Origin of the sequence: Halotia branconii CENA392 (assembly GCF_029953635.1) — a bacterium.
GTDB classification, from domain to species: Bacteria; Cyanobacteriota; Cyanobacteriia; order Cyanobacteriales; family Nostocaceae; genus Halotia; species Halotia branconii.
The window spans coordinates 4,772,211-4,784,442 of the sequence record NZ_CP124543.1; the positions used below are offsets into that span (position 1 = coordinate 4,772,211).

A 12,232-nucleotide genomic window follows, 5' to 3' on the forward strand; every position below is an offset into this window, starting at 1 on the left:
TGTAATGTTGACTGTTGACTAATCTTTCATTCTTGAGTGTCTTCATCCTCGTTTTGAAATGGATCTTCGCCAATTTGTAGTTGTTTTTTTGTTCTTTTCAGTTGTTTCCATAAAGCTTTGATTTGTTCGTAAGCTTCACCAGGTGGTAGTTTTCCGCCTGTCTCTAAATTACAGATATAACTTACCCGTTGGGCAAATTCTTGTAAATTGGCGTTAAAAACTAAGTTTTCTGGCTTTACTTGACCGTAGTAGCGACCACGAGGATAGAGAAATTGATCTTTGCTCATTATTTTGTTCTCCATTTATTAAATTCACCTCCTGCTTTTGATGATTTGAAGCGGAATCATTAGTAACTTTCGTCTCTATTTGTTAGATCTGAAGAAACTAAATCATTGATAACCTCTTCAGCTAATGTTGTCCAGGAATTTGTTAATTATGACTTTAAGACTAGAAGATAAATGATGGAATGCTTTGACGGCAAGGGTTACAATAATGATTTACAGATAAAATTTGTGTAAATCTCAATGACGGACGATAATTTACTTTACTTTACTTTCAATTGGCCATTATTTTGCCATCTTTATGAAATTCAGACAGTGATTAACTTCCTCTAAAAACGTCAATTACTACTTCGGCACTATTGTATATATGCCTGATTATATAACGGTTTTATCAATTTTTTTAATTATAATTTAGTATAAAAACATACTTAATTTATAAACAAACAATAACATTAAGCCAATACCCATGTCTTCTGTCATGGGTTAGACATTGAATGTAATTTTTTGCTCACGCACTAATTAATCAGGACTTACGCAAAAATAACGTAACTCCGTCATTACGTTTGCGTTAGCCTTCCCGAAGGGTACGATAGCGAAGTAATCTACCCTAACGCTGGGATTGCTTCCTCATACTCCGTTCCGGTCGCAATGACAATATCGGCGTTGCATAAGTCCTATTAATGTTTGATGGTGGCTGATTAACCATCAATAGCTAATCTCCAATAACTAAAGATAAAATGGTTAAGCCCGAAAGGACAAAAGCTGCCCCTCGCCCATAAATTTACCTCCTAACATGTCTGTTCATTCCAAGTTATACGAAGGCAAAGCAAAAATTCTCTATACAACGGACGATCCACAAGTCTTGCTAGCTGATTTTAAAGATGATGCCACTGCTTTCAACGCTCAAAAGCGTGGCAGTATTGTCGGCAAAGGAAAAATAAATTGTAGTATTTCCACTCAGTTGTTTAAACAACTAGAAGAATATGGTATAAAAACTCACTTTATTGATAGTCCGTCTCAGAATCAAATGCGGGTGAAGTCGGTGAAGATTTTGCCCTTGGAAGTGGTGGTAAGAAATATTGCTGCTGGCAGTCTGTGTCAACAAACTGGCTTAGCAGTAGGTACAGTTTTGCAACAACCTCTGGTAGAGTTTTATTACAAAAATGACCAATTAGGAGATCCCTTGTTAACACGCGATCGCCTACTACTGTTAAAACTAGCTACTGCGGAACAAGTAGATGCAATTACCAATCTAGCATTGCAAATCAATGAGTTTCTCAGTGGCTTTTGGCAGCAGTGTAGCATTACCCTAGTAGACTTCAAACTAGAATTTGGTTTGGACTCAAAACAGCAGATACTCTTGGCAGATGAAATCAGCCCTGACACCTGCCGTTTGTGGGACAGCGCAGAAGCAGACCCCAACCGCCGGGTAATGGATAAAGACCGCTTCCGCCGAGACTTAGGGAATGTAGAAGATGCTTACCAGGAGGTTTTACAAAGAGTACTACAAGTAGTAGAAATTAAAAATTAAGTGGGCAAAATATATTAAACTCGCGTGAATTGTCAGTTGTCAGTGGTCAGTTGTCATTTGTTACTAACTATGGCTATTTACCAGTTTGTGATGGTGTGTGGATGTGAAGAGGAATGTAAATCAAATGCGTTTATCTCCCGTATTGATGGCAGTTGTAGCAATTACAGCGCCTTTGAGCAGTTCATTGAGCGCAAATGCACAAAGCGCTAACAATTATAAAAAAATAACAGAGGTTCTCAAAGCTGCAACAAATCAAGAATCCCAAAAGAACTCAACTCAAGTTTTAACTAATGAGAACTTCAAATCTGACTTCAACTCGACAGAGGTTAAGGTATTAGAAGATTTCCCACCTGCAACAAATCAAAAATCCCAACAGAACTCAACTCAAGTTTTAACTAATGAGAACCTCAAATCTGACTTGAACTCGACAGAGGTTGGAAATTCCCAGTCTACCGTCATCGCAGTTTTCCCGGCTAAGTCAGCAGCAAAGACAACATCAGATGTCATACTGCACAGTCTTACAAAGCCAACAACTGCACAAATCCTGGAAACAACCCCAAATCCGCCAACTCAACAGCCTAATTCTACTCCAGAGAATTTACCTCCATCTCCGGGAACGACTCCATCTCAGGAGAATTTAAACTCCCCTGGGATGACACCTGTATTGCCTGAAAAGACTCAACAGCCTAATTCTACTCCAGAGAATTTACCTCCATCTCCGGGAACGACTCCATCTCAGGAGAATTTAAACTCCCCTGGGATAACACCTGTATTGCCTGAAAATACTCAACAGCCTAATTCCACTCCCCAAATTTCACCCCCAGCAACCGGGCAACCAACCCCTTCCCCGTCTCCTGATGCAGCCCCAGAAGCGGCTGAACCTCGTGTGTTGGTGTCAGAAGTGGTGGTTAGACCCCAGGCTGGGCAATTAGCGCCAGAACTAGAAGACCAAGTTTATCAAGTCATTCGTACCCAACCAGGACGAACAACAACCCGTTCCCAGCTGCAAGAAGATATTAATGCCATTTTTGGTACTGGCTTTTTCTCCAATGTCCAAGCAGTTCCAGAAGATACTCCTTTAGGGGTACGGGTGAGTTTTGTCGTCCAACCAAATCCTGTTTTGTCGAAGGTAGAAATACAAGCCAATCCTGGTACTGGTGTTGCTTCTGTATTACCTGCTAATACTGTGGATGAAATTTTTCGTAATCAGTATGGCAAAATCCTCAACTTACGGGAATTGCAAGAGGGTATCAAGCAATTAACCAAGAGGTATCAAGACCAAGGTTATGTGCTGGCAAATGTGATTGGAGCGCCGAAAGTTTCTGAAAATGGTGTTGTGACTTTGCAAGTGGCAGAAGGGGTAGTAGAGAATGTTAAAGTCCGGTTCCGCAACAAAGAAGGTCAAGAAACAGACGAGAAAGGGCAACCAATTCGCGGTCGGACACAGGAATATATTATTAAGCGCGAAGTGGAGTTGAAACCAGGACAAGTATTTAACCGCAACACAGTACAAAAAGACTTACAGCGGGTATATGGATTGGGATTATTTGAAGATGTAAATGTCTCTCTTGATCCTGGTACTGACCCCAGCAAGGTGGATGTAGTGGTAAATGTGGCAGAGCGTAGCAGCGGTTCTATTGCTGCCGGGGCTGGTATTAGTTCTGCTAGTGGATTGTTTGGTACTGTTAGCTACCAACAGCAAAACCTCAACGGCAGAAACCAAAAATTAGGAGCAGAGTTACAAGTAGGACAAAGAGAGTTACTGTTTGATCTGCGGTTTACAGATCCCTGGATTGCGGGAGATCCTTACCGGACATCTTATACAACCAATATTTTCCGTCGGAGTTCAATTTCGTTGATTTTTGATGGCCAAGATGAGGATATTAGAACATTTGGTAATCAAAGATCTGATGGCACATTTGAAGATCGCGATCGCCCCCGTGTTTTACGTTTAGGTGGTGGTGTTACCTTCAGTCGTCCTCTTTCTGCTAATCCCTACGAAAAGTCAGAGTGGACAGCTTCAGCGGGTTTGCAGTATCAACGAGTGTCTACCCGTGATGCTGATGGCAACCTCAGAAAAGAAGGGGCGGTATTTGATGATGATGGCAACCGAATTGGTGATACTACAGTTCCTTTGAGCTTCTCTGGCGAAGGCGAAGACGATTTGCTACTGCTGCAATTAGGAGCCCAGCGCGACTTACGTAATAATCCCTTGCAGCCCACCAGTGGGTCTTACCTGCGTTTTGGGCTTGATCAGTCAGTACCAGTGGGACTAGGTAGTATTTTACTCACCAGATTACGAGGGAGTTATAGCCAATATGTACCTGTCAATTTTACAAACTTTACCCAAGGGCCAGAAACCCTAGCATTTAACTTGCAAGGCGGAACAGTTCTTGGTGACTTACCTCCCTACGAAGCTTTTACTCTTGGTGGTAGCAACTCTGTTCGGGGTTACGAAGAAGGAGCCTTAACCAGCGGACGCAGTTATGTACAAGCATCCGTAGAATATCGTTTCCCAGTTTTCTCAGTAGTTAGCGGCGCACTGTTTGTGGATGTTGGCACTGATTTGGGAACCAGTACTAGAACCGCTGAAGTACTGAACAAAAATGGTAGCGGTTACGGTTACGGTCTTGGTGTGCGTGTACAGTCGCCATTAGGGCCAATTCGCATTGACTATGGCATCAATGATGATGGTGATAGCCGCATTAACTTTGGTATTGGTGAAAGGTTTTAAGTTGTCAGTGGTTAGTGGTCAGTTGTCAGTGGTAAATAATAACTGACAACTGATTTAATTTCGCTTGCTAATTTTTATCATTTGCTTCAATACTGTACCGTTAAAGGTATCGGTTGTGTTCTTGGAAACAAAACAGAAGCTTTGCCAAAACTTAACATAAAATGATACAAATCAAAATATAGCAGTTCCCAATTACATGAGGTAAATAGCTACTAATCCCTAGTCCCTGATCTCAATGAAATGTAACTGACTAAAACGAAAAGCTCTATATATTCACTTTTTACCTATGCAACAGCACACCTTAGCAGCGGAAATCACCCAAGCCGGAGTGGGACTGCATAGTGGTGTAGTAACCAATGTGCGGATATTACCTGCCGATGTAGGCAGTGGGCGCTACTTTGTGCGGGTAGATTTACCGGATTTACCGATAATTCCAGCCCAAGTTGCAGCAGTAAATCAGACTGTGCTTTCGACTCAGTTGGGTAAAGGTGAGGTCTGTGTCCGCACGGTAGAACATCTATTAGCAGCGCTTGTGGGTATGGGTGTAGATAACGCCCGAATTGAAATTGATGGCTCAGAAGTACCACTTTTAGATGGTTCAGCCCAGGTGTGGACAACGAGTATCACTAAAGCAGGTTTAAAATCACAACCAGTTAATAACAACCAAATACCCCTAGTTATTACAGAGCCAATATGGGTTTATCAAGGCGATGCTTTTGTTTGTGTCCTTCCAGCCCCAGAAACCCGCTTTAGTTACGGTATTGACTTCGATCCGCCAGCTATTGGTAATCAATGGCATAGTTGGTCACAAACTACCGAACTAGATAATGCTGCTGCCAGCTTTGCTAGCGAAATTGCTCCGGCTCGGACTTTTGGTTTACTGCATCAAATTGAACACTTACAACAAACAGGGTTAATTAAAGGTGGCAGTTTAGATAATGCACTTGTTTGTGGTTCTGAAGGCTGGGTAAATCCACCATTAAGATTTGCAAATGAGCCAGTCCGTCATAAGATATTGGACTTAATAGGAGATTTGAGTTTACTAGGAACTTTTCCACAAGCTCATTTTTTAGCGTATAAAGCTAGCCATAATTTACACATTCAACTAGCTCAGAAAATTTTAGATTTTGCCAAAGGTTGTAAGGAGGGTTTTACTGTATAGCAAACTTGACAAGACGGATTGGATCTAAAATCCTCAATGGGTTTCCATGCAAACCTGCTTAATTTCCGTTTACCAGATTGAAAATCAACCACACTGCTAATGTCAATCCTTACCCAAGTCAACAGCACCGATGCGATCGCACCTGCATCTACCGAAAAACAGGCTACTAATGAAATTAAAACAACTTTTTCATCTGAAGAAATTCAAAAACTCTTACCCCACCGCTATCCATTTTTACTTGTAGATAAAATAATTGACTATATCCCAGAGAAATTGGCTGTAGGCGTTAAAAACGTTACTGTAAATGAACCCCAATTTCAAGGACATTTCCCAGGAAGACCACTGATGCCGGGAGTGCTGATTGTAGAAGCAATGGCACAGGTTGGGGGAATTGTTTTGAAGCAGTTACCTGGATTTGAAGACGGACTGTTTGTTTTTGCTGGTATCGATAAAGTCCGTTTCCGCCGCCAAGTTGTACCAGGAGATCAGCTGGTAATGACGGTGGAACTGTTATGTGTAAAACAACGTCGTTTCGGTAAAATGCAGGCTCGTGCCGAAGTCGATGGTCAGCTAGCTACTGAAGGCGAATTGATGTTTTCTTTAATTAATTAGAAATTTGCTGGCGTGGTACGGGTATAACCGTGAAAAACCTTTACTTTGTCCTGAATAAGGATAGTAGTAAAAAATAATCCACAACAGCACTTAATAACTTCTTAATTTTCGATGCCCTCTGGTGTTTGCCAAGCGAACATACTTTACTTGCTTTTCCTCACACTTTCGGCAACTGAACACTTACACACTTAGCAATGCCAGTCTTCTCAAGGGGGATAACCCCTTGCACAGTGAGTCAATCCTTCAAGAAGGTTAGCCCAACTGAAGGAGTAGGCAAACCTAAAGGACACTGGCTACTCAAGACAGTTCTGGAGATTCACCCTTGAAAACGCTTATTCATCCAACTGCTGTAATTCATCCTAAATCGGAACTCCACCATACAGTGCAAGTCGGAGCCTATGCTGTGATTGGAGAGCATGTCAAAGTAGGCCCTGAAACCATAATTGGCGCTCATGTAGTGCTAGAAGGGCCTTGTGACATTGGCGCACGAAATCAGATTTTTCCAGGTGCTGCGATTGGTATGGAACCCCAGGATCTTAAATTTGTAGGAGAACCTACCTGGGTCAAAATCGGTGATAATAACTCGATTCGTGAGTACGTTACCATCAACCGTGCTACTGGTGCTGGTGAAGCAACAGTAATCGGTAATAATAACCTACTGATGGCTTATGTACATGTAGCTCATAACTGCATAATTGAAGACCATGTAATCATTCCTAACTCAGTAGCACTGGCAGGTCATGTCCATATAGAGTCACGAGCTAGGCTAGGCGGAGTGTTGGGTGTGCATCAATTTGTACACATTGGTAAACACGCAATGGTCGGAGGTATGGCACGCATTGATCGGGATGTACCACCTTATATGCTAGTGGAAGGCAATCCGGCACGGGTAAGAACGCTTAATCTTGTGGGACTCAAACGTTCTGGGATGAGTTCAGCAGAGTTACAAATCCTCAAAAAAGCTTTCCGCATTCTCTATCGTTCTGGCTTAAGTTTTAAAGATGCTTTAGAACAGTTGGAATTGTTGGGAGAAACCGAACAACTACAAAACCTACGTCGCTTCTTGCTACTTTCTCAGATGCCAGGAAGACGCGGTTTGATTCCCGCAAAGAGTAAACCAAGCGTGAACGATGAATGATAAATAATGAATTAGGAGTTGTAAGTTACGAATTAAACTTTTAACTCCTAACTTTTGACTACTTACAGCAGTATTCATCTATCAAGCCACATATTTCTTTTCTTTGCGCCTTTGCGCCTTTGCGTGTTAGCGAAGCGGGGCGTAGCCCGATAAAAAAGATGTGGTTCATTCACCTAAAAAATAGCTGTAATACATTATGCGGATATTTATCAGCACTGGCGAAGTTTCTGGCGATTTGCAAGGGTCGATGCTGATTGCAGCGATGAAGCGTCAAGCTGCTGATTTGCAATTAGAGATTGTGGCTTTAGGTGGCGAAAGAATGGCAGAGGCAGGAGCTACTATTTTGGGTGATACCAGTGGTATCGGCTCAATGGGTCTAATAGAATCTCTGCCTTATATTTTGCCTACTCTGAGGGTACAACGACGAGCGATCGCCTTTCTCAAACAAAATCCACCTGACTTAGTAGTGTTAATTGACTATATGGGGCCAAATCTCGGTATTGGTACTTATATGCAAAAGCACTTACCACAAGTACCTGTAGTGTATTACATCGCTCCTCAAGAATGGGTATGGTCAGTTGGTTTACGTAACACTACCCGAATTGTCGGCTTTACAGATAAATTGTTGGCAATCTTTCCCGAAGAAGCCCGTTACTTTAGCAGTAACGGCGCAAAAGTAAGTTGGGTAGGGCATCCTCTCGTTGATCGGATGCAAAACGCCCCCAGTCGCGAAGCAGCCCGCGCTAAATTGGATATTACGCCAGAACAAACAGCGATCGCTCTTTTGCCAGCTTCTCGCCATCAAGAACTAAAATATCTTTTACCAGTAATTTTTGCAGCTGCTCAAACTATTCAAGCGAAGTTACCGGAAGTTCATTTTTGGATTCCTTTGTCTTTAGAAATTTACAAACAGCCAATCAAAGAGGCAATTGAGCGTTACGGTTTACGGGCTACTGTTGTCTCAGGTCAACAAAAAGAAGTATTCGCCGCTGCTGATTTTGCCATTACTAAATCTGGCACTGTAAATTTGGAACTAGCTTTATTAAATGTGCCGCAAGTTGTGGTTTATCGCCTAAATCCCATTACGGTATGGATTGCCCGAAAAATTCTCAAAGGTTCTATACCCTTTGCATCACCACCCAACTTAGTTGTAATGCGGCCAATTGTGCCAGAGTTCTTACAAGAGCAAGCCACACCAGAGAATATTACTCAAGCGGTAATGGAATTATTGCTAAATCCTGAACGTCGCCAGCAAACTTTAACAGATTATCAACAAATGCGGCAGTGTTTAGGCGAAGTGGGAGTGTGCGATCGCGCTGCTCAAGAAATTCTGCAAATGCTACCAAATAAGTAGTTTAAAGGGAATATTTCTCCTTGGGATAAGCAAGAGAGTTTAAGTATAGTTGATCTTTTTTCTCTTTCTGGCAAAATCAAGTTGAAAAATTGCTGCGGGAAGTAGAAAACAACGGCAAAGTAAAGTAAAAATTGCTGCCTTTCCCCAGTATACTTTCAGCCCAGATGTGTCCGTTGTGCTGTTGCACAATACTTTTACAAATTGCTAAACCCAAACCTGTACCGTCGTGGTTGCGAGAATTAGAAGAATCAACTTGTTGGAAGCGGTCAAAGATGCTCTCAAGTTTATCAGTTGGTATGCCAAGTCCAGTATCTTTAACTGCTAACAGAATTTGCTCTTTTTGTTGTTGTGCTATTAGCCAAACTGTAGATCCTGAAGTCGAGAATTTAATAGCATTACTGAGTAAATTGGTGAAAATTTGGACAATACGTTCTCGATCTGCCTGTAGCTGGATGGATAGGCTAGAAATGGATAGCGTCACTCCCGCTTTGTCTGCGAGGGGTTGCATAATATTAACTGCTTGAGCGATTAAGTCAGCAATATTGCAGCTTTGTGGTTCCATTTCGGTCTTACCTGACTCGATCCGTTCAATATCTAAGATGTCATTGATTAAGCGTACTAGACGCTCGGTGCTATCAGTAGCGATTTGTAGCAGACGTTTTCCTTGTTCTGAGTTTGTTGGCAATAAACCACTAGCTAGCATTCCTAAAGAGCCGTGAATTGAAGTCAAAGGTGTGCGGAGTTCATGACTCACAATAGAGACAAATTCATCTTTCATTCGTTCAATTTGCTTTTGTTCTGTGATATCTCGCAGAATTACTGTGTAAACTATTTCTTTGCCCAGATCTAATTTGGAGATAGAAGCCTCTGCCGGAAATTCGCTACCGTCTTTGCGACAACCATATATTTCTCGTCGTTCTCCCATTTTGCGGGCCAGATTGGACGATTTACCAAAGTCAATTACATGCTGACAATGTGCATAGGAAAAACGCAGTGGTAAAAGTATATTGAGGTCTTGTCCCATTACTTCTTGAGTAGAGTAACCAAAAATTTTCTCTGCGCCTTGATTAAACAAGGTGATGCGTTGAGCTGCATTAATAGAAATAATCGCATCATCAGCAATATCTAAAATTCGTGCCAACCGAGTTTGAGAAATCTGTAATGCTTCTTGTATGTGTTGACGTTCATCAAGTTCTAACTTTAGCTGTTGATTGACAGTAATTAACTCGGCAGTTCGCTCTACTACTCTCAATTCCAGTTCGTTTTTGACTCGTTGTAGGGCGGTTTCTGCCAATAGGCGATGGCTACGCCAACGTCGTGGACGAACGCGCTGGTTGCGTAATGCTAATTGTTTATACTGAGTAATATCTCGCGTAATTGCTAATTGCATCATTTTGTTATCGGCTTCTTGACACAAAGGCACTGCATGAGTTTTTACCCAGCGGCGATTACCCAAACAACTGACAATTTCGTACTCTAAAGTACCCTTTTGCCCCTGACAGACTCGTTCATTCAATGCCCGAAATGCTTCTCGATATTCTAGGGCAATTAGTGGATAAACTGACTTACCAATTAATTCTGCGCTGTTGTTTGCTTCCAGCATTACTAAACCTGCTGGGTTAATTTCCAACAAAGTACCATCCGCAGCAATAATTTTGATGCATTCTGGTTCAGCATCAAAGATGACTTTCCAGCGATTTTCACTAGAAGTTTGGGACACGCGCTGCCGTAGTTTTACCCGTTCTAAGCGATTGACAATCCGAGTTACCAACTCTGGCCCCACAATGGGTTTGCTGACAAAGTCATCAGCACCAACACTGAACACCTGATTAACAATTTCAGCATCACTATGAACTGTGAGAAATAAAATGGGTAAATCGCTCCAACGGGAATCGTTCCGCACTATTTGACAAAGCTCAATTCCATTGGAATGAGGCATTTCCACATCCAAAATCAATAAATCTGGGGTGACATCTGCCAAGGTTTCCCAGAATTGTTGCGGATCATTGAGGGTAATTACTTGCATTCCCCAGGGGCTAAGTAAAGTTTGTAATAAAGCCAGAATTTGCGGATCGTCGTCTACAGCTAATATTTTGGCTTCTGTATGGGAAACTTGTTGCAGTGGTTGGGTGGTTAAAGAAAGTTCATCGGCAGTTGATGATAAAGGTTCTGTTTCTATTTTTTTTGCTGCAATTTCCTGACGCAATTGCTGAACTAAACTTTGTAAGTTAGTTGTCTGAGATGACGTTAAGTTTTGCTCAGATTTCAGCAACTTCTCAATTTTGCGTGCCAGCTTTGATCCTTGTGTTAAGCCAAAAGTGCCTAATGATCCTGCCAATGTATGAGCTTCTTGTGCTGCTTGCAAGTGTAATTCTGGATTTAAAGTCTTTTGGGTTAAAGCTGTTGCTGCTTTCTCCAATACTTGCACTTGCTCATCTATCCGCCCGCTAAATCGCTGCCAAATCTCAGCTACTGCTGCTAATGTTTGTTCTGGCTTGGGTAATTCTGTTTCTAAAAGTTTAGACTTAGTTTTAGATTTGGGATGCATTGCCTGTATCCCTTCTGCTTGTTGGAGTTTTAGACGATAGCCAATACCATATACTGTTTCAATTAAATCGGTTGGTACTCCTACAGATTTGAGTTTCTGCCGTAACCCTTTAATGTGAGTGCGAACCGCTTCTTCACCAGGAGTATCTTCATAAGACCAAAGATGTTCTAGAATCATGCCACAGCTAAACACCCGGCGGCTGTTACGCAAAAATAATTCTAAAAGGGCATATTCCTTGGGGGTTAGTGACAAAAATTTTTGGTCATAAGTGACTTCACAGCTACTTGGATCAAGCCGTAAGTTGCCCCACTCTAGTACTGGTTGTGATGTTTTGACTCCTCGACGTAATAAAGCTCTAACACGAGCAACTAATTCTTCTTCTTCAAAGGGTTTAACTACATAATCATCTGCACCTGCATCTAGCCCAATTGCCTTTTCATGACTGCTATCACGTCCTGTTAACAACATTATTGGCATTTGCAGACCAGTGGCTCGGATCTGACGACAAAGGCTAATGCCATCTAGCTTAGGCAGCATTACATCTAGGAGAATTAAATCATAATTATAAGCTTCAATTAAATCCCAAGCAGCATTACCATCCTTAGCAACTTCTACCGCATAGTTTTGGTTAGTAAGAACGGCTGTCAACGCATAGGCATTTAATTCATCATCCTCTACAATTAAAATTTTCATAATAAAAATTTCCAGAGGGTAATTATCTCAAAATAGTTAACAAATGTAAAAAATAAATTGATCTTTGTGATGAATTTCAGTACATATCTCAAAATAATTATACTTTAGTTAACAAAAAGATCATACTTATCAAGCTTTAGGGATTAATATAATAGCAGTAATCAATAATTGTTTAATTT

8 protein-coding genes are annotated in these 12,232 nt (G+C 41.5%); 6 read left to right on the forward strand and 2 right to left on the reverse strand.

Annotated features, from left to right (window positions below):
* Positions 1–26: 26 nt before the first annotated feature.
* Positions 27–302: a DUF7219 family protein gene (locus QI031_RS20960; protein WP_281481570.1), complete on the reverse strand. Its 276-nt coding sequence runs from the start codon at positions 300–302 to the stop codon at positions 27–29.
* A gap of 772 nt (positions 303–1,074) precedes the next feature.
* On the opposite strand from QI031_RS20960, the gene purC reads away from it, so the two are divergent.
* The 6 genes from purC (at position 1,075) to lpxB (ending at position 8,812) form a co-directional block, all read left to right on the forward strand.
* Positions 1,075–1,812 carry a phosphoribosylaminoimidazolesuccinocarboxamide synthase gene (gene purC, locus QI031_RS20965; RefSeq protein ID WP_281481571.1) on the forward strand — a complete coding sequence of 246 codons (738 nt, stop codon included), beginning with the start codon at positions 1,075–1,077 and terminating at the stop codon, positions 1,810–1,812.
* Positions 1,813–1,936: 124 nt separating this feature from the next.
* On the forward strand, positions 1,937–4,546 hold the full coding sequence (locus QI031_RS20970) for a BamA/TamA family outer membrane protein (protein ID WP_281481572.1): 2,610 nt from the start codon (positions 1,937–1,939) through the stop codon (positions 4,544–4,546).
* Between the two features lie 286 nt (positions 4,547–4,832).
* A complete protein-coding gene (lpxC, locus tag QI031_RS20975) occupies positions 4,833–5,708 on the forward strand; it encodes a UDP-3-O-acyl-N-acetylglucosamine deacetylase (RefSeq protein WP_281481573.1) in 876 nt (291 codons plus the stop codon).
* Between the two features lie 99 nt (positions 5,709–5,807).
* Positions 5,808–6,320: a 3-hydroxyacyl-ACP dehydratase FabZ gene (fabZ, locus tag QI031_RS20980; RefSeq protein WP_281481574.1), complete on the forward strand. Its 513-nt coding sequence runs from the start codon at positions 5,808–5,810 to the stop codon at positions 6,318–6,320.
* 322 nt (positions 6,321–6,642) lie between these two features.
* Positions 6,643–7,458 carry an acyl-ACP--UDP-N-acetylglucosamine O-acyltransferase gene (lpxA, locus tag QI031_RS20985; RefSeq protein ID WP_281481575.1) on the forward strand — a complete coding sequence of 272 codons (816 nt, stop codon included), beginning with the start codon at positions 6,643–6,645 and terminating at the stop codon, positions 7,456–7,458.
* 196 nt (positions 7,459–7,654) lie between these two features.
* Positions 7,655–8,812 carry a lipid-A-disaccharide synthase gene (lpxB, locus tag QI031_RS20990; protein ID WP_281481576.1) on the forward strand — a complete coding sequence of 386 codons (1,158 nt, stop codon included), beginning with the start codon at positions 7,655–7,657 and terminating at the stop codon, positions 8,810–8,812.
* A 76-nt stretch (positions 8,813–8,888) separates the two neighbouring features.
* On the opposite strand, the gene QI031_RS20995 is transcribed toward lpxB, so the two are convergent.
* Positions 8,889–12,053, reverse strand: coding sequence for a response regulator (locus QI031_RS20995; RefSeq protein WP_281481577.1), 3,165 nt, complete (start codon positions 12,051–12,053; stop codon positions 8,889–8,891).
* Positions 12,054–12,232 lie beyond the last annotated feature (179 nt).

Excerpts from the sequence above, each read along its gene's own strand:
- QI031_RS20960 (WP_281481570.1), bottom strand. The coding sequence starts at position 302 with ATGGAGAACAAAATAATGAGCAAAGATCAATTTCTCTATCCTCGTGGT.
- purC (WP_281481571.1), top strand. The coding sequence starts at position 1,075 with ATGTCTGTTCATTCCAAGTTATACGAAGGCAAAGCAAAAATTCTCTAT.
- QI031_RS20970 (WP_281481572.1), top strand. The coding sequence starts at position 1,937 with ATGCGTTTATCTCCCGTATTGATGGCAGTTGTAGCAATTACAGCGCCT.
- lpxC (WP_281481573.1), top strand. The coding sequence starts at position 4,833 with ATGCAACAGCACACCTTAGCAGCGGAAATCACCCAAGCCGGAGTGGGA.
- fabZ (WP_281481574.1), top strand. The coding sequence starts at position 5,808 with ATGTCAATCCTTACCCAAGTCAACAGCACCGATGCGATCGCACCTGCA.
- lpxB (WP_281481576.1), top strand. The coding sequence starts at position 7,655 with ATGCGGATATTTATCAGCACTGGCGAAGTTTCTGGCGATTTGCAAGGG.
- QI031_RS20995 (WP_281481577.1), bottom strand. The coding sequence starts at position 12,053 with ATGAAAATTTTAATTGTAGAGGATGATGAATTAAATGCCTATGCGTTG.